This window comes from Sphingomonas sp. P3_C6 (assembly GCF_056402595.1).
Window position 1 is genome coordinate 20,397 of sequence record NZ_JBFUHB010000022.1, and the last position, 24,165, is coordinate 44,561.

Sequence of the window (24,165 nt, forward strand, 5' to 3'; positions counted from 1 at the left end):
TTGGATAGGATTGGGGAACCGACCGTGGGCCGATTTCTTCTTGTTTGGCTGATCGCGATCTTCGCGTTCGCATTGCCTGCCTCCGCGCAGGATAATGCGGGCTGGTGGAACAAGGATTGGCCGTACCGCAAGGCGGTGACGATCGACACGTCGCCATCGGGCGTGAACCTTAGCGGCGCTATCGGCCGGACCGTCATGCTGGTGCGCCTGCACAACGGCAATTTCACCTTTGCCGACGCACTGGAGAATGGCGCCGACCTGCGCGTGGTGGACAGCGATGGCAAGACGCCCTTGCCGTTCCACATCGAGCGTTTCGACGCGACCAACGGCATCGCTGCCTTGTGGGTGTCGGTACCGAACATGAACGGCGGAGAGAAACGGCGTGTCTGGATCTATTTCGGCAACAAGAACGCGCCCGCGGGCAGCGACATCGCCGGAACCTATGATCCCGATACGGTCGCGGCTTATCACTTCAGCGAGAATGGCGGGCAGGCGGCCCGCGACCTGACCGCCAACAAGAATAACGCGCAGAACGCCGCCCCCGGCCTCGACGACAATGGCGTGATCGCCCGGGCCGCGCGCTTCCCCGGCCAGGGCGAATTGATCGTGCCGGCCAGCGCATCGCTCGCGATGCCGGCGGGTGCCCCGTTGACCCTCACGAGCTGGGTCAAGCTCGATCGGGTTGCCGGCGAGCAGGCCGTGTTCTCGCGCGGCCCGCTTATTGTTGGCGTTGCGGGCGGTGTTCCCTTCGCCCTGATCGGCGGGCAGCGAATCCAGGGGACGACGCCGCTCAAGCAAGGCGAATGGACTCATCTCGCCTTCGTCGCTGACGGGCAGGGCCATCGCCTCTATGTGAACGGCGTCGAAGCAGCGAAAGGTGCCGGTGCACTGCCTGCGATCGATGGCCCGATCACGCTGGGTGGTGCCCCCGGACGCCCCTTTCTGGGCGAACTCGACGAGACGCGGCTTTCGAAGACGGCGCGTCCAGCGAGCATGATCCTCGCCAATGCGCAGGCTGAAGGGCCTTCCAACAAGCTGCTGAGCGTCGCCGACAAGGCCGAGCGCCAGAGCGCGGGTGGCGGGAGCTTCTGGTTCGTCCTGAGCAAGGTCGAGATCATCGACGGATGCATCATCGGTCTGTGCCTGTCGATCCTGGGGCTCGCCATTGTCGTGATGGTCACCAAGACGCGCTATCTCAACCGCTCGCTGCGCGCGAACGCGGTGTTCATGAAGCGCTTCCGGGGGCTCCATGAGCATCTCGTCAGCATGAAGAACGTGGACGGGGTCGGTCCCAAGGAACTCGCCTTTATCGAGCAGGCGCCGCTCGCGCGTCTGTACGAGACCGGGGTCGACGAACTCGAGGTCAGGCGCGAGGTTCGCGGGCTGCGTCCGCTATCCGGCGAATCCGTCGAGGCGATGCGGGCGGCAGTCGATGCGGAGGTTGTCGCCGAGAACCAGAAGCTCGACAGCTGGATGGTCCTGCTCACGATCGCGATTTCGGGCGGCCCTTTCATCGGCCTGCTCGGCACCGTGCTCGGGGTGATGAACACCTTTGCCGGCGTCGCGCTCGCGGGCGACGTCAACGTGAACGCGATCGCACCCGGTATCGCCGCGGCGCTGATGGCGACGATCGCCGGTCTCGCCTGCGCGATCCCCGCATTGTTCGGATACAATTATCTGAACTCGCGGATCTCGGCGCTTTCGGATGAGATGCGCGTGTTCGTCGATCGCCTAATCACGCGCCTTGCAGAGATGCAGACCGAGATGGCGATGCCGCCAGCACCTCAGGCGGCGGAACGCCTGCACGTCGGCGCGGCCCAGTGAGCCAGAGATCGGGAGCAGGACCATGCAAGTAGGTGGACGCCGCAAGGCCTATGACGACATCAACATCACGCCGATGCTCGATCTGGCTTATGTGCTGCTCGTCATCTTCATCCTGATGGCGACGGCCTCGGTGCAGGGCATCAAGGTCGATCTGCCGAAGGCGAGCGCCGCGCAGAGCTTGGTGCAGCCCAAGACGATCGCCATCACCGTCACAACCGACGGACAGATCTTCATGGATGCGTTCCCGGTGACGCTGGCCGATCTCGAGACGCGGTTGCGCAACGCCAAGGCAAGCAATCCGGACGTGCCGATCGTGCTGAAGGGCGATCAGTCCGCCCAATATGGCAAGGTCACCGAAGTGCTCGACCTGTGCCGGCAACTCGACCTCAACAAGGTTGGCCTTGTTACCGGCAAGCCGAGTGCGGGCGCCTGACGTGAAAGATGACGTCACCTTGCGGCCAGACGCCACGTCCATCGGCCGGCACGTGTTTATGGGCGGATTCCGCTGATGGCTGCCGCAAGCATCGAACACGAGGACTTCACATCCGGCTCGACGGTCGGGGGTGCGATAGCGCTTGCCGTTGTCGGCGTGCTGCTGCTGCTTGCCCTTGTCTGGTTCATTTACAGCCAGTTGACGGCGGTGCGCGGCGTCATGGTCGAGGCGCCGTCGCCGCAGGTCGTCAGCATGCTGCCGCCCCCTCCACCGCCGCCCCCGCCACCGCCCGAACCGAAGGAAAAGCCGCCCGAGCCGACCGAGCAGGCGCAACCGAGCCCGAGCGAGGCGCCCAAGGCCCCTCAGCCACAGGCAGCGCCGGTTTCGATCGCCGCGCCGGCACAGGCGGGCAGCGACAGCTTCGGGCTGGCGGCGGGCAGCGGCAACGGCATCGGCTCGCCGGGCAGCACCGGCACCTGCCTCGGCACCAAATGCGGCGCCGGGACGGGCGGCGGCGGCATGAGCGAGTCCTTCTATCGGCGCTATCTGAGTTCGACGCTGCAGGAGCGCGTGCAGGACGACGACAGGATCAGCCGGCTCGTCTTCTCGGCCGACTTCACGCTTTCCGTCACATTCGACGGTCGTGTCACCGGGGTCCAGTTCCTCGATGCCCGGGGCCGCAGGGACGAAGACACCATGAAAAAGCTCTCGGCGATCCTCGCCGCGGTGCGTGGGCTCGACCCGCCGCCGTCGTCGATGCGGTTTCCGCAAAAGGTAACGGTTCGCGGGCGCCGCGCCCTCTGAAACGCGGCGCGCCGGAAAGGATAAAGGGGTTGAAGATGTCAGTTGGTTTCAGGAACCGCGCCTTGGGTCGTCCCTTGTGCGCGAGCGTGGCGGCGGTAGCTATTCTTTGGTCCTCCCCTGCCTTGGCTCAGCAGGCCGCCGCCACGCAGACCCCACAATCGGCGCCGTCCGACAGTGCGATGGTGAACCTGGTGCGGCTTCTCGTCGAACAGGGCGTGCTGACGGCCGACAAGGGCAATGCGCTGATGGCGCAGGCCCAGGCCGAAGCCGTACAGGTCCGCACGGCCAATGCGGGAGGATCGGCCGTCCCCGTCGCTGGCCAGCCGGGCACAGCGGTTGCGACCCTGACGCCGCCGCCCGCCGGAACCGTGCGCGTGCCTTATGTGCCGGAGACGGTGCGGACCCAGATCAAGGATGAGCTTCGCCAGGAAGTCATGGCGCAGGCCAAGTCCGAGGGTTGGGCAGCCCCGGCGCTGGCGGCACCGGGCTGGGTCAACAATGTACGGCTGACTGGCGATCTGCGCTTCCGCTCGGCCTCAGAACTCTATGCGAAGACCAACTCCAACCAGATCGTCGACGTGGCGCGGTTCAACGAGACCGGGCCGCATGACATCACGTCGGGCGCCCCCTTCGCCGTGCCGTTGCTCAACGCGACCAACAACCGGGTGAGCAAGTTCCAGCTACGGGCTCGGATCGGCCTGGAGGCGACGATCGCCGACCGGTTCCAGCTCGGCTTCCAACTCGCGACGGGTGACACGCCCGGGCCGATCTCCACCAATGCGACCCTCGGGGGCGGGCTGCGCAAGCGCGATCTCTGGCTGCAACTGGCATATGTGAAGGGTGAACTGGTCCCCGGCGTGTCGGCGATCGTGGGCAGGTTCGACAATCCCCTGACCACCACCGATCTCATGTACGATCCCGATCTGGCGTTCGATGGCGCTGCCGGTGAACTCAACGTCGCCAAGATCCTGGGGCATGACGATGACTTCGTGTTCGCGGTGCGCGGCGGGGCGTTCCCGCTCGAGCCGGGCGACGACAACTTCCCGTCGCGCTCGTTCAACAAGCGCAACTTCCGCGACCAGTATATCTTCTCCGGCCAGGTCGAGATCGGGAAGAACTTTCCGGGGGGCATCGAAACGCGGCTGGCCGGCGCCTTCCACGATTTCACCTATCTGCGCGGTCACGTCTCCGATCCGTGCGATGTGTACACGCTCGATGTCGCGAGCACCGAATGCTCTACCGATCAACTGCTGCCGATGTCGCCGACCAAGGGGAACACGCTGATGTTCCTCCGCACCTTCGACACGTCGCAGCAGGGTTCGCTGCCATTGTTCGAGCCGCAATATCTCGGTCTCAAATATGCGTTCCGCGTGCTCGACATCAACGGATCGGTGAGCGTGCCGATCTCCGAACATGTGCGGGCGAAGCTGACCGGAAACTATCTGCATAATTTCGGGGTCGATCCCGAGAATAACTGCCATGAAGGCCTGACGAGCGGCCCGATCAACAATGTCAGCGGGGCGGTTTGCGGTGCAGGCGCCAAGGGGCGGTGGATCGGCAGCAACGAAGCCTATGCCGGCTATTTCTCGATCGGCCATCCCGAACTGTTCACGATCAACCCGCGCCGTGCGGCGCAGGGTGCCTGGGCGATCAATGCTGGGTATAAATGGCTCGGCAGCGACGCGGTGCCGGATGCCTTCACCGACAGCGATTTCCATCTCGGCGGCACCAACGCCAAGGGTTATTTCATCGGCGGCGCCTTTGCGCCGTACCGGAACGTCACCATCGGCGGGCGCTGGCTGAGCGCGAACGAGATCGTCGGCGATCCCTTCGCGATCGATGTTCTCCAGCTCGACCTGAACGTGGCCTTCTGATGCGCGGGCATCGCATCTCGATCATCGGCGCCGTGGTGGCCGGGGTGTTCGCCGCGGCGACACCCATCGCGGGTCAGGAGGCGCCGGTGGCGGCGCCGGCCGCGGTGCCCGATCCGGTCGCCCAAGTCGCGGCATTGCGCGAAGACCTTGTGTCCGCGCAGCAGGAGATCGTCCGGCTGCGCGCCGAGCTTTCCAACCAACGCGATATCGAGGCCGCGCTCAAGGCGGCACGGGAGAAGAACGAACGGCTGGTCGGAATCGCGAACGAACTGATCGCTGCGTACGGGAAGCGCTACCAGAAGGGCCAGTTTCTTCCGTTCGATACCGGGCGCCGAAAGTTCGAAGACGAGCTTCAGGAGCTTGGCGACCGAGCCTATGACAGCCGTTGGGATGCTGCGCCGAAACGTACGGCGCCACCCACAGCCACAACGACACCGCCGGTCGAGGCCACGCAGCAGCCGAGGCCGGATGGGCAATAAGCGCGCCTCTTACACCACGTTTCTTAGCCTCCCGCGCCTGCCACGCGGCGTGAGCGACCATGCATGCCCGATGCCGGAGCCTTTTCATGACTGTCCGTAACGCGTTTCCCTTTCGCCCAGGCCGTCGCGCCGTCCTCATGATCGGTGCGAGCCTTGCGACGATCGCGTCGGGGCTGGTGGCGACGCCGGTGCAGGCACAGTCGACACTGTCGGGTATCCTGGGTGCACGGGCCGCTGCGCCCAAGCCCCAGGCTCAGGGGCCGGGGACGAATCCGCAGCGTTCGCTGACGATGAACCAGGCGCTGTCACGCCAGCGCTCGACGATCTCCCGCGCCGAGCAGATCCGTGCCTATGTCCTCTCGGCGCGGGACGCGGTCGTCGCGGCCAATCGCGGCAACGTCACCGACGGTCTTTCCGCAGACGGGCTCGATCCCACCGGCAAGATCCGCGAGGCAATCGAGGCCGCGCGTGCAGGCAATGCGGCCAGGGCGAACGAACTCCTGATCAGCGCCGGTGCCGGCCTCGACGACACGGGGCTCAAGACATGGCAGGGCGCGGGGCTCCCCACCCAGACGACCGGCGCCGGCGGCAAGATTCAGGTCACGATCGACCAGACTCAGGAACGCGCCCTGCTGTCGTGGAACAGCTTCAATATCGGCCAGAACACGACGCTGCAGTTCAACCAGAAGTCGAACGGCGTCGCCCAGCCGGGCTGGGTCGCCGTGAACCGGGTGACGAACTCCGTCGCGCCGAGCCAGATCCTCGGCAGCCTGACCGCCGACGGCACCGTCGTGGTGATCAATCAGAGCGGGATCATCTTCGGCCAGAACAGCCAGGTGAACACCCATTCGCTGCTCGCCTCGACGCTGGAGCTTGGGAATGCTGCCAGGTACGTGAAKGGCAGCAGCGGCACCACTCAGGCGACGACCCTTCTCGAACGCAATGCAGCGTTCCTGGCCAATGGTCTCTTCACGCCGGCGAACGGGACGACGGGCAGGACTAACGCCGGTTTTGTCCGGCCGCTGCTCGTCTCCGGAATGACTCAAGGTGACGGCACGGCGTTCCTCGACAGGCCGGAGGGCGGCATCGTCGTCGACCATGGTGCCAGGATCGCCGGTGGTACTGGCGGCTTCATCATGCTGACCGCTCCGGATATCGACAGCGGCGGCGTGCTGACGGCCGTCGATGGTCAGGTGAGCCTGCAGGCCGGTCGCGCGGTCAATTATCAGCAGTCTACCGGCGCCGACAGCGATCCTGACCCCTATGTCCGCGGCTATAAGCTCAACAGTTTCGTGTTCAGCGGCCAGGCCGATGGCACCATCACCAATAGCGGGCTGATCGAATCGAAGCGCGGCTATATCTCACTCGGTACCGGTGCGGACGGCTCGATCGCGCATAGCGGCCTCCTGTCCACCACGACCAGTGTGTCGCGCAATGGCAAGATCTCGCTCACATCGGGCGAGATCACCCTGGCTGGCAACACCAATGCGGCGATGGCCAGCGGCATCGAGATGTTGGCTGACGACAATGGCGAGACGATACCCCAGGGATCGGCCAGTGAACCAGCCGAGTTCAAGGCGTCGCAGCTCGAGATCGGGACTCAGGTCGCGTTTCAGGCCCAAGGGGTCGGCGCGTTGGTCGCAACAGATCTGAAGGTGGGTCAGAACGCATTAATCCTTGCGCCCGGCGCGAATATTTCTGTCGGCGTGAACAGGATCCAGGACCAGTCACAGAAGTTCATTTTTGATGCGGCCCATCCGGGACATGTCGACATCGCCCGCGGCGTGATGATCGACGTCAGCGGCCTGAAGGACGTTCAGCTCGCCGCGTCGCGGAACCAGATCGCGATTACGCCGGTCAAGCGCGGCGAGCTCCGCGATACCCCCAATTATCGCGAAGTCGCACTCGACGGCAATTTCACCCTGAACGGCGCGACGCTGTACGTAGATCCGCGCATCTCCGGTGTGCGCGATGACGGTGTCGCATGGGTCGGGTCGCCGCTGATCGAGGCCGGGAGCCTTGCGGGTCAGATCGGCAGCACTGCAGCCGAATTCATGACCAAGGGTGGCACGGTCAATCTCGCGACCAGCGCTCTCCAAAATTTCAGCAATGTGAGAGTAAGCACCGCGCCATCCATTCATATCGCGCGCGACGCGGTGATCGATTTCTCGGGCGGGTGGGTCAATTATGCCGCGGGCGCGGTGAAAACGAGCAAGCTCATCACCAATGACGGGCGGGTCGTCGACATCAGCCAGGCCAACCCGAACGATGTCTATGTCGGTGTCGCCGAAGGGTTCAGTTCGGTGCAGCCGCGGTTCGGCGTGCTCAACACCTATCTTAGCCCGACGACCGAGACGCGGCGCTACGACCAATCCTATGACGAAGGCCGGGATGCGGGGGCGCTGACGATCAATGCGGCCGCCGTGGCGATCGACGGCACTTTCTACGGCTCCGCCTTCACCGGAGCCCGCCAGGTCAATACCGGCAAGCGGCCGAGCCTCACTTCTTCGAGCGCCGGGCGTGCTCTACAACGTTCTCCCTATGAGTTGGTGTCGGGTGGTGCCCTGTCGATCAACTCGCTGGGCGACATGATCGTCTATCACGGCGAGCGCGGCACGGCGGAATCGAACTGGGCTGAGCTGTTGCTCAACGACGCGATGCTGTCCGGAGCGGGACTGTCCGAACTGTCGTTGAGCGCGACTGGATCCGTGACCTTCGCGAACGCAAATCCGGTCACGATGCAGTCGTCCGACGCGCTGTCGATTACGGGCATCTCGAAATTGACCCTGGCCCCGGGCGGTGTTCTGAATGTGATCGCCGGGCGCACGATCCGTTTCGACGGTATCGTCGAGGCCCCGTCGGGGTCGATCACGGCGAAGACCAGCTTCATCGGCCAGGGCCTGAACGGACTGGCCAACGAGGCGAGCAACGGTTCGGCGTTTCGCACCGGGCTCTATGGTGACGGAAACGGCGACGATATCAGTGCCGACTATCTCTATGCGAGCAATCCCGGGGACCCGAATCCGTTCGATATCCTGGTGACGGGCACGCTTTCGACCGCCGGGCTTTGGGTCAACGACCTTACCGAGGCCGGGATCAAGCGTGGCGGCGCCTTCAGTGACGGCGGCAGCATCAGCCTGACCGTCGCGCCGAATGTCTTCGTCGTGGTGGGGAAGAGCCTGGCATCGGCGAGCGAGGCCGTCGACCTCAGCGGTAGCATCCATGTCAGTGGTACGCTCAACGTCGCGTCGGGCGGATATGTCAACTCGACCGGTGGGCTCGTCCTCGATGGCAAGGGCGGCGACGTCTCCCTCATCAACAAGACCCTCTACGCGTCGACGCGCCTGACTCAGGACGGCCTGCTGACGAATGACGGAGCTGGGACGTCCGATATTCCACTTGGTGGCACCAGTCAGTCGATCGACTTCACCCCGATCCCGGCGAACGGGACGGGGACGGTTCGTGCTGTCCTGCCGAGCCTCGTCGCGACGCCCAGTTCGACGGTCGATATCGCGTCGGGTACGATCCTTGGGTTCGGTTTTGCAGGTGGCGGCACCTTCACGCTGGTTGCGCCCGACATCAGTTTTGGGTCCGGCAATCACGCAGGCAGCACGCATGTCAGCCTCGATTTCTTTCGGAAGACGGGGTTCGGTACGCTCAATGTGAGCACCTACCGTTCCCGGATCGTCGACGACGTGTTCGACAATGATCGCGTGAGCAAGTCGGCCTTTCTCGAGACGACCCGGTTCGTCGTCGGTGCCGGTGAGACATTCGATCTTACCCAATGGCTCTTGCCGTCGTTGCTCAACGCGGATCAGAGCAAGGCACTGCGCAGCCTTGCGAGCGACGCTGACATAACCACCCAATCCTTTCTGTCCCCGACGACCAACAGTTTCCTGCCGGACCGGCGCGCAGCGAATGTGGTGCTTGGTGGCCTGAGCGAACTCGATGTCCTTGCCGGCGGGCAGATCACCGGCGCGCCCGGTGCTACACTCACCGTCAGCAAGCTCTACAATGGCGGTAGCATCGTGATGCGCGGCGGCAGCATCTCGCAGCGCGCCGACCTGATCGATCCGCTGATCTCCGCCGGCCTCGGCGTGCGCGATATCGGTCTTGGCGGGCATGGCCTGGCCGATGCCTTTGGCGGGCCCATGGATGCGCAGGGCCGGTTCAACGAAGACGCGCTCAACGCGGTCGGGGTGACCGACTCGGTGGTTCCGGGGCGTGTGCTGACCAATCGCGAGCTGGTGACGCGGGAAGGGGCCGACCGCCTCGTCTATTTCCTCGGCATGCTCGACCAGTCGCAAGGTATCCTCCTCGATTCCGGCAGCGTGACCGACCTGTCGGGGATCGCACTGGCCGATCCCCGAGCGCCGTTCATGGGTAATGGCCGTCGCATCCGCTCCGGTCAGGTGCTTGAGGGTGGCACTCTGCAACTCGCGGCACCGACGCAGGTCGGGCGACAGACGGGCCCTGGTCAGATCACCAATTATCTAACCGGCCGCACGCTCATCCGTCGGGATGGCGCATCGCTCGATATCAGCGGCGCGAACATGGTTGTCGATCAGGCAGCCGGGCTGGGCATCTACGCACCCTATCTGGAATGGAGCAAGGCAGGCACCATCTCCGCGCTCGCCGGGGGCACTCTCGGCACCACGCCGATCAAGGCACAAGGTGGTGATGCGCGCGCCGAGGGCGGTACGCTCGAATGGTTGCGGCCTACGATCGGTAGTGGCCAGAATGACGGCGACCTGGACTATCTATCGGCCGGCCTCATCGCCGGAAGCGGATTCGACACTGTGATCGCCCGCGGCTCGTTGACGCTGGATGGCGATTTCTCGCTGACGGTGCGCAAGGCACTGATGGTCACCTCGCAGGATCCGCTCCTGCCGGGCACTCTTTTCAACCCCGATGCCGATATCTCGGTCAATGCCACGGCCGGCAGCAATGCCACGGTGAAAGCGGGCTATCTTCGTTTCGCAAGTCGGCGTGGCGTCGCCGGTTTCGATGGTGGCGCCGAGGGCGATGCGACGGTGTCTTTCGTCGCCGGAGGGCAGGGAATCGATATCGTCGGCGGCGTGGATTTCGGGAGGTCGATCAGCAGCCTCACCCTCGGCTCGTCCGGGGATATCCGGTTCATCGGCGTCAACGATCAGGCGGCCGGCAATCTCCTCGTATACAACGGTCAGCTGGTCGCCGGTGGCAACCTGACCATCGACGCGCGCCGCACCTATGCCACGACGGGTACCGGCAATCTCCAGGGCCTGCTCGAAGGGCTTTCTGCAGACCGGTCAAAGCCTTTCGACGTGCTTGCGCTCGGTGATCACACGATCACCTTCGGCAACAGCTATCTGGATCCAAATGCACCGACGCCTCTGTCCGCCGGTACTCATTTGCGGGTCCTGGCTGCGAGGATCGTCCAGAACGGCTTCCTCGCGGCGCCGCTCGGATTGCTCGAACTCGGTAGCAACGATGCGATTGCGACCGGAGGAGGGTACATCAGCACGCCGACTGAGTCGGTCACCTTCGGTGCCGGCAGCGTCACGATGGTATCGGGCCAAGGGCTGAACATCCCTTATGGCAGCACTACCGACCTGATCGAATATTTCTTCCCGACGGTCGGCACGCCCCTCACCAAGCTTCCCTCGGGAGAGCTCCGACTGGCGGGCAGCTCGATCGTTCAGGACGAAGGCGCTCTCTTCAACGGCCGCGGGGGCGGCGACGTCTACGCCTATGAATTCCAGTCCGGCGTGGGCGGCTCGCGCGACGTGCTCGATCGCTTCAACAACGATGCGTTCAGCAGCAACGGCTATGATCCGGCGACCGGTATCGGCTATCAATATGCCGATCGGCGACAGGTCTTCGCACTGGTGCCCGTCAGTCAGGCCGGCAAGATAGCGCCTTATGACCCGACCTATTCGGCCGACTATGGCAGTGGCGGTCCGGTCGACCTCTACGGCACCAATGCCGGTCAGAGCGTGTTCCTCGACGGCGGCAACGGGGTGCCGGCGGGCGAGTATCTGCTCGTGCCGGCCAAATATGCAATGTCGGTGCCTGGTGCGCTTCGTCTGGTCGAGAATACTGACGCGCCTGCGCCGATCCCCGGCCAGAGCACCCGACTTCTGGACGGCAGCGTCATTGTCGGCGGCACGTTCGGCTACGCCGGAACCGGAATCTCGGAATCGACGCGGCACTCCTTCACCATCCAATCGAAGGACGTCTTCCTCAAATATTCGCAGATCGAAACCACCAGCGGTTCCGATTACCTCATCGGCAAGGCGGTCAAGGCCGGGACCGGGCGCCCGCGCGTGCCGCTCGATGCAGCGCGCGTCGTCCTGGCGCCGCTTACGGCGTTACGTATTGCAGGTATGTTCGACACCACGCCCGTCAAGGGCGGCCAGGGTGGCCAGTTCGATATCCTGGGCCAGAATATCCTCATCACGGGTGGTGAGGCGGAAGCGGTCAGTGGCGCGCTGGTGCTCAGCGACGGCACCCTTGGCCGGCTCAACGCGGCCAGCCTGCTGATCGGCGGCCGGCGCACCGACAATGCGAATGGCACGACGACGATCAATGCCACCGCAACCAACATCCTGGTCGATGGCAGCGCGACCTTGCAGGCGCCTGAATTGCTGCTCGCGGTGGGCGGCAGCGGTTCGCGGCTGACCATCGCCGACGGGGCAAGTCTGACGGCGACCGGCGATGTCGGGACTCAGCCGGTCACTGATTATATCGCCGCGACGGCGGGCTCGATCCTCAGGCTGGCAAATGGTGGCGAGCGGCTGGTGGCGCGCAGCGGCACCGGGGATTCGACCATCGATATCGGTGCGGCCGCGATTAGCGGTGGCGCCCTCACACTTGATTCGAGCGGCAGCTTCGTCGTGTCGGACGATGCGGCCCTGAAGGCCAGGCTGATCGCCATCAGCGGCCAGGCGATCCGGTTCGACGACAGCCAGAACGCGCGCGGCAATGCCGGCGTGATTGGCGCGACCCTCGAGGCGAAGCTGGCGCTCGCCGATCGGCTGACGATCCGCTCCCCTGGCGCGGTACGCTTCTCGGCGGGCACCCATCGGTTCAACGATCTGGTGCTCGACACCGCTACGATCGCAACGGTCGCCGGCGCTTCTGCCGATAGCCTGGTGACGATCAAGGCGTCCGATGTGCGCCTGACCAATTCGGGTGCCACGGCATCCGGCTGCGCCACGGCCGGCTTCTGCGGAACGGGCAGTGCATTGCTGCTCGATACGTCGACGATCTCCTTCGGCTCGAACGACGTTCGCGCGACGGGCTTTGCCGATGTCACCCTTGCCGCCAGCGACGGCATGTACGTCGAGGGCAAGGGCAGCTTTTCGTCGGGCGCGGCCTCACTGACGCTCAAGACTCCGTTCCTCGCCGATCGCGCCGAGGCGGTCGACCCGCGTGAGCAAAAGGTGCGACCGGACTATAGTTTCCTGACCACCGGCGACTTCGCGCTGACTGCCGCCGGCACCAACGCCGCCGTCAAGCCGACAGGCAATGCCACGCCGGGCGCGCGGATCGGGATCGGCACGATCGACGCGCGGGTCCGGTCGGCGTCAATCACGGGCGGCCTGGTCCGTGCAACGGCCGGCATCATCGACATCCAGTCCCAGACCGACATTACTCTGACCGGGGCTTCGCTCGCGACCCCCGGCTATCAGGTGACGTTCGGCGACAAGGCCGATCCGGTCACCGTGTCGGCCGGCGGGGGCACGATCAATCTGCTCTCGGCGAACGGCGGCATCACCATCGATCGGCTTTCAGCGCTCGTTGTCGACAGCGGCCTCGGCACCGCCGGGACGCTCAACCTGCTCGCGAGCAAGGGAAACATCACGCTAGATGGCGCCATCAATCCGGACGCGAAGGGTGCGCGCCAGGGATCGTTCACGTTCGACTCCGGCAAGGGACGCTTCGACCTATCGGGCTTCGTCACTCGATACGGCGCGCTGTTCGGCGGAGACCTGTGGGTCCGCTCCGGGGTCGGCAATCTCGATCTCGGTGCCGGCCAGTCGGTCAAGGCGAAGAGTGTCTCGCTGACAGCCGATGGCGGTGCGATCACGATCGCCGGGACGATCGACACCTCGGGCGTGAACGTCGCCGGCATGTCGGCCGATGACGCACGCAATGCCGCGGTCAATGGCGGAGACATCGCCCTGTGGGGCGATGGTGGCGTCACCCTGGCCTCCACAGCGCGGCTCGACACCCACACGACCGGTTATGCCGATAAGGACAGTCGCCCCGCCTCGGCGGGCGACGTGACGATCGGGATCGAGCGCCAGGATGCGAGCATCACGATCGCAAAGGGCGCGGTCATCGATGTCGGCGCGCGCCGGAACCAGGCCGATCAGGGCGCGGGGCGGCTCATTCCGCAGGTGATCACCGATCCGGCGACCGGCAATCCCGTGACCGTCTATCGTTATGCGGAGCCAGACAAGGGCGGGACGGTAAGCTTTCGCGCACCGGTGATCGGCCCCGACAGGAACAAGGTGTCGGTCAGCCTCGGCGGGTCCATCCTCGGCGCGGACAGCGTCCAGCTCGAGGCGTTCCAGCGCTACGATCTCGACGGGATGGCCGATAGCGGCCTCTATTCGGGCATCTCGCGCGCCGCGGACGGGACATTGCTCCTCGACTTCGCCGACACCGGTTCGAACCCGTTCACCGAAAAGTTCGACCTGGCCGATGGTGCGCCGTCGCTGGTCAAGTTCATTCAGGGGTTCGGCGTTTCGACGGTCGACGGCAGCAGCCTTGACGGCATCCGGCTCCGTCCTGGCGTCGAGCTTGCCTCGAGCGGCAACATCAAGACAGAGACTCAATGGAACCTGGCGGCCGCCAATTTCTCTCCCGAGCAACTCAAGGCGGCAGTCGACGCCGGCGTGCTGCAGGTAATCCCGGAACTCAGCAAGGGTGGCCCGACCCAGTACAAGGTCGTGCCCGGCCGGGAAGGCGACCTGCTCGATCACTTCGCGACCTTCCTCTACCGCGTCGACGGCTCGGCCAGAGGCGAAGCGCCGGTCGTCACGCTGCGTGCCGGCGGTAATCTGACCATCGATCGCAGTATCTCGGACGGCTTCTTCACATTCCATGACAAGTCGGACCCGAACTATATCAACTATCAGCTTGGTGGCGGGGATCGCAGCTATTCGCCGGCGCTCCAGTTTTCCTGCGGCGGCACGAGCGGTTCCTGCAGCAGCATTCCCAGCTACGTAAGCGGCACGAATCCGGGCACGGCAAATACGCTCGCCATCTCTCTGAGCGGCGCTGCCGTACAGGGCGATTCAGACGATCCTGCCTATATCAATTCGCCACTGTCGCTGGTCGGGAATGGCGCGGCAGGCGGCGGAGAAACGCGCGATTCGCTCGGCTTCGGCGACTTGTTCCCGTTGCTCGACGGCGATGTGGCGATGCATTCGTCCGATCTGAGGCTGGTTGCCGGCGCAGGTGATACGCTGTCGGTCAACCCGTTCCAGGTCGACCGCGGGGCTGCCGCCGACGTGACGGTCGGGGGCGAGTACAGCTATCGGGTCAGTGCGACCGGAACGGTCACCTATAACGGGCCGCTCCAATTTCACCTTGCCAGAACCGACGCTTCGCAGGTCAACTTCAACATCGGGGATACGCTCAACCTGACAGATCCGACCGCGGGCCTGAATGGCCTGAAGGACGATGCCTATACGCAACTGAGCTGGGGCGCGGGTACCACCGGGCTGAGCAGCGACGCGCGCGCGGCGGCACTGCGCTACTTCGCCGGACAGGGCTACAGCTTCACCGGATCGGCCAATCAACCGTCCGGAATCATTGCGCCGCTTTCGGCCGTGGTAGGTTTTCTCCAGAGCTTCGAGCAGACCTATCAAAGCGGTCTTGCGAGCGGCAGGTCGGGCTATACGGCCAATCGAACACCGTCGATCATCACCTATGGTACTGTGGCTCAGCAGAACAGCCCGAACGCCCCAAATCAGGCGCATGTCCGAACCTTTGTCCGGACCGGAGACGGGGCGGTGGGCGTCGTCGCATCGCGCGATATCGATCTGCGCGGTGCAGCTGACCCGGTCTATCGCCGCAGCGACGGGACGACCGTGCAGGCTCCGAATTATAGCGGGCCTGCGCAAGGGCAGGCGGCCCAATTTGCCGGTTCGGCAATCTACACTGCCGGTATCCGGGTCGCGCCCGTCAATGTCAGCGCACGGATCGTCGGCAGCGATGTGCTGGCATCGATAACGCCTGACAGCCCGTATTTTGCACCGCGGCCGGAAACGTTGGATTTCATCCCCTCTCCCAAGGGGCTTACCGATACGTCCCCCGTACTGGCATATGATGGCGGGGATATCCTGCTTGACGCTGGTCGCGATGTTCTTGGGCGCCGCGATGCATGGACTCCGCTATTTGGCTTGGTGGGGCAGAACTACACCGGCGCGCGCAATGGCACGAGCACGAGCCCCGGCATCAACGCTGGGCAGACCGCAATGCCCTGGCGCACCGGCGTGACGGGTATCGATACCGAAACCGGCATCGCGCCCCGCTATTTCACCTCGGGCGTCGGCGCGCTGGCGGGCGGGGATGTGACCATCAATGCAGGCCGTGACGTCAGCGACCTGACGGTCGCACTGTTGTCCGGCATCAGTTCCACCGGCACGCAGACCGGCTCGGTCATGATGACCTTCGGCAGCGGCAACCTGTCGATGGAGGTCGGCCGGAACATTCTGGCGGGCGCGATGGACATCGCGACCGGCGTAGCGGCGGCTCACGCCGATGGCGATATCCTGGCGCTGGGCAACGAGCCGATCGAGGCATTGACCCCGCAATATCTGCGCGTGCGTCTATCGGATGGCGTCGTCGATGTCTCTGCACGCGGATCGGCGACGGTGGCGAGTGTATCGGCGCTTGGGGTCGACCAGTCTGCGAGCTCGGCCGGTTTTTTCAGCGAGGCGGCATCGTTCAGCCTTACCGCGGTCGAGACCGCACAGATCGCCCAGACCGCCGGCGTCGGCGGCAAGACCGCTTATGGCCAGCAGGCCTCGTTCTTTCCCCCCGACAATGAAGCAACACCTTCTTCATATATTCAGGTGCTGCCGCCGACGTTGGAGATGACCTCCCTTACGGCCAGCATCGAGTTGCCGCAGAACGCACGGCAATTGCTGTACCCTTCTTCAATCGGTCAACTCCGCCTGTTCAGCGATGGCGATATCAGCGGGCTGAATATTGCAATGAGCGACGCCGACCCCGGGTTTCTGGCCGGGGCTTTCGTGGCCGGTGCAGGGCTGGTCGTGTATCAGACGCCCTTCGTAACGGCGAACACCACCGACGCTCAGCTTCGCGCGCAACACAATCAGCGCGTCACCCATGCCGGCGATCCGGACCCGGTGCGAATCTACAGCAATGGCGACATCGACGAGACGGCATTCTTCCTTCCCAAACAGGCGCGGATCACTGCCGGCGGGGACATCCTCGATATGTTCTTCAATGGCCAGAACCTGGCGGCATCGGATGTGACCCGCATTCGCGCCGGCGGCGATATCCTGGGGGTGACGACATCCGGCGGTGGACTGCCATTCGTCAGGTCCAGTGATTTCATTCTTGGCGGTCCGGGGACGCTGATCGTGGAGGCGGGGCGTGACCTCGGGCCGTTCGTGACATCCGCGAACATCGTTTCGATCAACGACGGCATGACCTACAGCTTTGCGGGCGGTATCCGCACCATCGGCAATGATTATAATCCGTGGCTGGCCGATGAAGGAGCTGATCTCAGCGTCCGGTTCGGCATGGGGGCAGGCGGCGACTTTACGGCGTTGCGCGAGACCTATCTAAATCCGGACAATCTGGCGAAGCTGGATGGCGATCTGTTCGAGCAGGTCAAGGACAGTTTCGGCAACCTGACGCCGGATCGGAGCAGGTTCATCTACGCGCCGCTCCTTGCAAGCTGGCTGCGCGACAATGCGCCGGACGCATTCGCCGGGCTCTTCGCGGGGCAGAGTTTCCCGAACACCGATGCAGGCAATGCCGCGCTGGCCAATGCCGCCTATGCCCGGATGGGCGATCTCTATGCGGCTTTCGCGAAGATCGATCCGCTTCGCCAGCAGTCGTTCCTGGTCAACGGCCTCTATTTCAACGAGCTGGCGCAGGCCGGCAACCCGGGCGGCCCATCCTATCTCCAATATATCCGCGGCTATCGTGCGGTGCAGACGCTCTTCCCGCCGAGCCTTGGCTATACCGACAATCTCGCGCCTTATACGCTCGACCCGGGCACCATTTCCGCCGACCATCCGCTGGGGGAGCCGGTGCGCAACATCGTCGACGGGCAGCCGCAACGCGCGGCGCGCGTGGTTACCGGCAATGTCGATCTGCGGCTTGCGACGATCCAGACGACGCGCGGCGGCGACGTTTCGATCCTTGGCCCCGGCGGCGATGTGATCGCCGGTTCGGTCGTTCGGAGTTCCGAGCAGGCCTCGCGGCGGGCGACCGCCTTTGTCGATCCTCGTGGCGATCGATATCCGGGCCTGGAAAGCGGCGATCTGAATAGTAACATCATCGGAAAGATCGCGTCTATTCCGATCGGTTACGAGGGCGTCCTGACGCTGAGGGGCGGGCAGATCCGGTCCTTCACCGACGGCGATTTCATCCTGAACCAGAGCCGCGTCTTTACCGAGCAGAGTGGCGACATCACGATGTGGTCGTCCAATGGCGACCTGAACGCCGGCCAGGGGCCCAAGAGCGCGTCGAGCTTCCCGCCGATCACGGTCAGGCTCGACGAGAATGGCCTTGCCGAAGTGAACAGCGCCGGAAGCGTCGCCGGCGCCGGGATCGGGGCCTTCCAGCGCACGCCCGATGACCCACCCTCGGATGTGGTCCTGATCGCCCCGGTGGGCGAGGTGGACGCCGGTGACGCTGGGGTGCGCGCATCAGGCAACATCGTCGTCGCCGCCGCGCGCGTCGCGAACGCCGACAATTTCAAGGCGGCGGGCAACATCACCGGCGTGCCGAGCTCGGCCGTGACGGCGTCGGTGGCCACACCGGCCGATGCGGCGTCGGCCGTTGCCGCGCAGGCGGCGGGCGCGGCGGCGGCGAACGGCAATCAGCGCGACCGGCGCTCCCTGATCACGGTCGAGGTGCTTGGGCCGGCCGCGGGTGAGAAGCAGTGCCCCGATCTGAATAATAGCAATGATCCAAATTGCTCTCGATAGCCGAAATAAAAAATGATCGGCCGATAATGTGCGCTTGATGGTCAACCAAAATTTGAGCGGAGAAAAAATATGCCTACGAATCCATTCGATGTCGATCAGCTAAACGGCGTCACATTTAACAGCGACGCCCTGGGTTTTATTAAAGACGTAGATAGTTCCACATATTCTTCATCAGTAATTGTTACATATGTCTCTTCGGCCGGAAGTAACTCGCCGCCAGTAAATCCCGGAACTGTATCTGTATTAACAAACGAGTATACTCAAGGTTTCTATAGTGACGACGATTTCGTGTATATTCTTCCGACATTTGGAAGCATAACGTTCAGTGAGGTGCTTGATGATAATGGGCAGCCAAAGGTATTTTGGATTCACGGGTTTTCCGAGAACGGCATTCTGATCAATGCAGACGAAGTCTCGGGCCAAGGACTGGGTAATTTTTACAGTGCGAGCTATATGTTGAGCACTTATGGTTTCGGTGTGGATGGACCTCGATTTCCCGTCACCTTCGACAAGGATCCGACCGTCTACGCCATCCCGCCGGTGTGTTTCGTCGCGGGCACGCGCCTTCTAACGCCGTCTGGTCCAGTCGCCGTCGAAGATCTGCAAGAGGGCGATGTGGTTGTCACGGCCAGTGGTACGAATCGCCCGGTTACCTGGATCGGCCAGATGCTGGTCCGCCCGAAAATGCGCCCGCGCCCGAATGACGCAAATCCCGTGCTGGTGCGACCACATGCTTTCGGCCCCGACCTGCCTTCGCGTGACGTAAGACTCTCGCCCGGGCATTCCGTCCTTGTCGATGGTGTCCTGGTTCCGGTTGGCCTGCTTGTGAACGGCGTGACGATCCTGCAGGAGGAGGTCGACGAAGTCCGGTATTTCCATATCGAACTCGAAAGCCATGATGTGGTGCTTGCCGAAGGCCTGCCTTGCGAAAGCTATCTCGACGACGGCAATCGCTCCAGTTTCGCCAATGCCGATAATTTCGTGGCGATCCAGGGCCGGCTCGACCCCCAGAACTGGGAGAATGCCTGTGCTCCCATGGTGGCGGCCGGGCCGCAGCTCGTCGCGTTGCAGCAGCGGCTCAATGCCCGGGCCGAGGAGCTGGGCTGGACCAAATCCGAGGATCCGGCCCTGCGCCTCGAGGTGGATGGCACGACGGTTGCGCCAATCCACGTCGCGGGGAACCGCTTTTGGTTCGTCGTTCCGGCGACGGAGGCGCTGACCTTGCGGTCGAATGCCGGCGTGCTCGCGCATCTGATGCCGGGCCTGGCCGATGGCCGGCAGCTTGGGGTTGCCGTGGGCGAGTTGCGCATCAACGGTTTTCCGCTGGATCTCGACGACGCAATGTTCGGTGATGGGTTCTATCCGACCGAGCGACACGAGAATGCCGGCTGGCGCTGGACCGATGGCGCCGCCAGCGTGACAACCGGATCAAGCGAGCCGATGATAGTCGAAGTCGCAGTTACGATGGTCGCACCATCCTGGTCGCGCGCGGCACCGGACCTGCGGGTCGTAGCCTGAAAAGCAGGCCCGTCCGCGCCATGTTGCGCGGGCGGGTCGTCGACCGAATCGAGTAACCAGGCATGCCGATGTCCGAAACCTTGGAATTCCCCGCTAACTCGGCAGACGCGTCTATCCGTGACGGCTGCGCCTGCGGTTCGGGGCTAAGCCACCCGAAATGCTGCGGACTCGATCTCGAAAAAGGCGAGCCTGCCGGGAGCGATCGATCGCACGGCGAGCAACTCGGGGCGCTCGCACGCGCCTACCGATCCAATGATCGCGAAGCGGCCAGGCGGATCGCGCTCGATATCCTGGAGCTATCGCCGCGTCACAAGGATGCGCTTGGGACGTTCTTCAACATCCTGAGCGATACGGGAGAATTCGATACCGCCGCGATCATCGTGGAGCGGCTCACCCGGATCGATCAGAACGATGCCGTTTCGCGCATGATCGCCGCCCAATTTTTCCTCGCCCGCGGCGACTTGATACAGGCGCAATCGCATGCGCGCATGCTGGTTCGGCTGGCACCTGAAGCAGTGATTTCGCACTTCATCATGGGGCAGGTCTTCCTCGGCCATCATAACGGCAAGGCGGCGGAGCATCATTTCCGCCTTGCCTTAGGACTGCCGACCCCGAGAGGGCCGCAGGTGCCGGCCGTCCAACTTGAATCTCACCTCGCCTTCGCCTTGCGCGATCAGGGTCGGTTTGCCGAGGCGCGTGGGATCTTCGAGCGCCTGACCGAACACCATGGTCAGTCGCTCACGATCCTGATGGCATGGGCCCGGCTGGAAGAGGCAGCGCAGAATTTCGACGCGGCGGCGGGTCTGCTCGATCGGGCGATGGAGCTCGCGCCTGGCGATGCCCATGTGGCCGTGGCGCGCGCGACGCTCCTCCGTCGTACCCGGCAGCCGGAGCGCGCCTTGGCGGCGCTTGAGGCGAGCCGGGACGACGCGGAAAGCGCGGAGGGCGAGGCGTTGCTCCAAAGGGGGCAAATCCTAGACTCGATGGGCCGGTATGACGAAGCGTTCGCGGCGTTCGAAACGTTCAAGCGCCGATTGCGGGAGCGCAGCGGCCACAGCTATCAATCCGCGCGCGCTGCCCAATTGGTCAATTCGCTGCGGACTTTCTTCACCGAAGGGCGGAGCAGGCTGTTGCCGCGGGCGGAAGTGCGTGATGACAGCCCGCAGCCGATTTTCATTATCGGCTTTCCTCGTTCCGGTACCACTCTGGTCGAGCAGACACTGAGTTCCCATCCCGAAATCGCGGCCGGGGACGAATTGCCGATCATGCATATGCTGGCTGAACGGGCGAAGCATCTGCTCGGCAGCCCGTTGGACTATCCAAAGGCGCTGAGCGAGCTGTGGCTCGGCGACCGCGCTGGGCATATTAATACGCTGCGCGATTTGTATCTCAACGAAGCGGTGCGTTTCGGCGCGATCGACCCGGCAAAGCGCTGGTTCACCGACAAGATGCCGCTGAACGAAACCCATCTCGGTCTGATCAGCCTGATCTTTCCGCGGTCGCCGGTCGTCCATCTGGTCCGTCACCCGCTCGACGTCGTGCTTTCCGTCTTCTCTAACGGACTGACGCATGGTTTCTTTTGCGCGTATGAACTCGAATCCGCGGCCCGGCACTACGCCCTGATCGCCGATCTGCTGGTCGATTATCGGGCAGCATTGCCGGTTAATTATCACGCAGTGCGCTATGAGGATCTCGTCGCCGATCAGGAGCGTGAGGTCCGGAGTCTTCTCGATTTCATCGGCGAACCGTTCGACCCGCGCGCGCTGGAATTCCACGCCAATGCCCGGCCGGCGAGAACCGCGAGCTATGCTCAGGTGACAGAGAAGCTCTACGATCGTTCCGTGTTCCGCTATCGCAATTATATCGAGCATCTCAAGCCGATCATCCCGATACTGGAGCCCGCGATCGCGCGCCTCGGCTATTTGATCGACCGATAAGCGGCGGGGGGCGGCCAAGTACGCCGCCACCGATAATGGCGGCTCCGATTGCTCCGGAGCCGCCCGTTTCGGCTTCGCTTCAGGAGCTACATGCCTGCTTTGGCAGTCGCGCCGCTGCCACACCCATTGGCGGAAGTGTTGGGCAAGCCGACCGGCGTCGAAGCGTCCTGGATCCAGAGATTCAGGCTTCCGAGCGTCAGGCCGGTGACGGGCGAGACTTCGGTGGATTTACGCAGGAACGTCTCCGAAATCGCATGCTGCCAGCCATTCGGCAGGAGGCCGATGTTCGACTGGGCGAGGAGCCCGGTCGTCGCGTTGGTGAAGATCTGGTTGCGATTGGTGTTGGTCGAATCGCGMGTCACGGCATCCATGTTCCAGCCGAGGAAGTTTGCGACGAACGGACGGTTGGTGCTGGTGTAGCAGGTGTAACCCAAGAATAGGGTGGTGCCCACGATCGGATAGCCGGCTGCCGGATCGGCCAGGGTGATGCTTTGCGTCGCCGAGGACGCGTAAAGCACGTCATACCAGGAGAGCGGATTTCCGCGTTGGGCGCCGCCACGATCGTCGGTGTCGCTCCAGGCACCATTGCTCGGCGACGAGACCGTCGATGCCGGCGGACGAATCGAGCTCATGGCTGCCGTGGCGTTCTGCGCGGTCGGCAGCCGGTATGACCCGGTACTTCTGTTCAGGCGGAGCGCCGCGGTGAACAGCGTCGGCGTACCGGTTGGTGAATTGGCGATGAAAGCGGCGGAGATATAGCCGACTTTGCCGTTCAGCTTGACGCTGCCGAGCGTGTAGTCGGGAGGAAAGATGATCGCGTCGCGCAGCTTGTCGCTGCCGTCGACGACGAGGAACAGGCCGCTACCGGCGTTGCCGGTCGGCATCGAGGTGGAACCGCCGCCGGTGACGCCCGAATTGCTGATGGCCATGCCGTTGAAATATTCGTTGCTGACCATGTTGGTGCTGCCGGCGACGGGATCCGTGCTGCTGGCGCTCAGGCCAGTGTCCGGGTCGAGGCCGAAATCGGGCGTACCCACCACGCCCCTGCTGTACGGCAGCGTTTCGGCGTTCTGGGTGTAGTTATTGGTGAAGGAGAAGCCGCCGCACTGGCTGGCCAGCGCGCGGGTGAAGATGTCGGTCTCGCCCGACTTGTCGAGGCGGCCGACCAAGCGGATCGGAACACCGTCAGTCGCCCAGCGCCCGACGGTGTCGTTGACGGTGTCCTGAAGCGTGGTCGACGCATTCAGCGCCGTGATGCGCGAATCGTTCCAGTTCTTGATCGCGCCGTTGAAGATGCCGCAATAGACTTCACGGCTCATGCGGATACCGCCGACACCGGTGGTGCCGATCGTTTGCGGGTTCTGGTTATTGAACGTCATGTCGACGTTGCTGGCGTTCTTGCCATAGACCGGAGTGTAGGCGATCGCGATCGGCAGGACATATTTCGGGAACATGATCGGCAGGCCGCCGATGGAGTCCACATTGTTGGTCGTGTTGTAGGCTAACAGATCAGCCGGCGTGATCGCCGAATCGGCGAAGGCGAACTGGACATGGTTCCAGGTGCCGAAGGGGTTGTTTGGCGACACGCCGACGACGGTGCTGAACTGATTGCTCAGGCTGCGCCATGCCTGGCGACCGAAGCCAGAGCCGGTTGCGACATACAGGCCCTCGAAATTCGGCTGAAGCTCGGTCGTGGCGCAATTGAACGGGCCGGCCGGGGTGGATAGAGCGGTCGGCTCTGCGATCACCGTCGTGATGCCGCTCTCCTTGCCGAGCGGATTGAAGCCGCCGATGCAGTTCATTTCCTGCACGAGAAGGTTCTGAACCGAAGCCGTGCCGGTGCCGAGCAGCTTGAACGTGCCGCCGCTGGCGTCATTGCCGATAATTGCGTTCTGGCCCGGGCTGACCGGGATAAGAGTCTGGGCTTGAGCGGTCGAGGCGAAGGCGCAACTGGCGACGGTCGCCAGCAAGAGCGCGGTACTGAAGCGCTTCATGGACGTTCTCCTGGTTAGGGTGTCATAGGGACACGAAAGAGGAGTCAGCCTGCAGCTAGTTACTCGCCACCTGGGGGCCATTACGCGCGCTCCCATTGCCACCGCAAGCATC

Annotated in this window: 9 protein-coding genes; 8 read left to right on the forward strand and 1 reads right to left on the reverse strand. The window is 63.8% G+C overall.

From position 1 onward, the window contains the following. Positions 1 to 24 precede the first annotated feature (24 nt). The 8 genes from AC1DT7_RS18060 to AC1DT7_RS18095 all read left to right on the forward strand — a co-directional run bounded on the left by AC1DT7_RS18060 (position 25) and on the right by AC1DT7_RS18095 (position 22,059). The gene (locus AC1DT7_RS18060; RefSeq protein WP_478037514.1) at positions 25 to 1,824 is read left to right on the forward strand and encodes a DUF2341 domain-containing protein; all 1,800 of its coding nucleotides are present in this window, start codon (positions 25 to 27) and stop codon (positions 1,822 to 1,824) included. A 22-nt stretch (positions 1,825 to 1,846) separates the two neighbouring features. After that, positions 1,847 to 2,257, forward strand: a complete 411-nt coding sequence (locus AC1DT7_RS18065) for an ExbD/TolR family protein (protein ID WP_478037516.1) — start codon at positions 1,847 to 1,849, stop codon at positions 2,255 to 2,257. Positions 2,258 to 2,332: 75 nt separating this feature from the next. Further along, on the forward strand, positions 2,333 to 3,061 hold the full coding sequence (locus tag AC1DT7_RS18070) for a TonB-dependent receptor (protein WP_478037518.1): 729 nt from the start codon (positions 2,333 to 2,335) through the stop codon (positions 3,059 to 3,061). A 179-nt stretch (positions 3,062 to 3,240) separates the two neighbouring features. After that, positions 3,241 to 4,935: a putative porin gene (locus AC1DT7_RS18075; protein ID WP_478037567.1), complete on the forward strand. Its 1,695-nt coding sequence runs from the start codon at positions 3,241 to 3,243 to the stop codon at positions 4,933 to 4,935. Then, positions 4,935 to 5,414, forward strand: coding sequence for a hypothetical protein (locus AC1DT7_RS18080; protein WP_478037520.1), 480 nt, complete (start codon positions 4,935 to 4,937; stop codon positions 5,412 to 5,414). The genes AC1DT7_RS18075 and AC1DT7_RS18080 overlap by 1 nt, the downstream gene beginning before the upstream one ends. 86 nt (positions 5,415 to 5,500) lie before the next feature. Next, entirely contained in the window at positions 5,501 to 18,604 is a 13,104-nt protein-coding gene (locus AC1DT7_RS18085; protein WP_478037521.1) for a filamentous haemagglutinin family protein, read from the forward strand. Positions 18,605 to 18,673: 69 nt separating this feature from the next. Continuing rightward, positions 18,674 to 20,122, forward strand: coding sequence for a Hint domain-containing protein (locus AC1DT7_RS18090; protein ID WP_478037522.1), 1,449 nt, complete (start codon positions 18,674 to 18,676; stop codon positions 20,120 to 20,122). Positions 20,123 to 20,190: 68 nt separating this feature from the next. Further along, complete coding sequence (locus AC1DT7_RS18095) at positions 20,191 to 22,059, forward strand: tetratricopeptide repeat-containing sulfotransferase family protein (RefSeq protein ID WP_478037523.1); 1,869 nt, start codon at positions 20,191 to 20,193, stop codon at positions 22,057 to 22,059. An 86-nt stretch (positions 22,060 to 22,145) separates the two neighbouring features. On the opposite strand, the gene AC1DT7_RS18100 is transcribed toward AC1DT7_RS18095, so the two are convergent. Next, positions 22,146 to 24,053: a substrate-binding domain-containing protein gene (locus AC1DT7_RS18100; RefSeq protein WP_478037525.1), complete on the reverse strand. Its 1,908-nt coding sequence runs from the start codon at positions 24,051 to 24,053 to the stop codon at positions 22,146 to 22,148. Positions 24,054 to 24,165 lie beyond the last annotated feature (112 nt).

Bases quoted from the DNA above. Each gene is read 5' to 3' on its own strand.
- AC1DT7_RS18065 (WP_478037516.1), top strand. From the start codon at position 1,847: ATGCAAGTAGGTGGACGCCGCAAGGCCTATGACGACATCAACATCACG.
- AC1DT7_RS18070 (WP_478037518.1), top strand. From the start codon at position 2,333: ATGGCTGCCGCAAGCATCGAACACGAGGACTTCACATCCGGCTCGACG.
- AC1DT7_RS18075 (WP_478037567.1), top strand. From the start codon at position 3,241: ATGGTGAACCTGGTGCGGCTTCTCGTCGAACAGGGCGTGCTGACGGCC.
- AC1DT7_RS18080 (WP_478037520.1), top strand. From the start codon at position 4,935: ATGCGCGGGCATCGCATCTCGATCATCGGCGCCGTGGTGGCCGGGGTG.
- AC1DT7_RS18090 (WP_478037522.1), top strand. From the start codon at position 18,674: ATGCCTACGAATCCATTCGATGTCGATCAGCTAAACGGCGTCACATTT.
- AC1DT7_RS18095 (WP_478037523.1), top strand. From the start codon at position 20,191: ATGTCCGAAACCTTGGAATTCCCCGCTAACTCGGCAGACGCGTCTATC.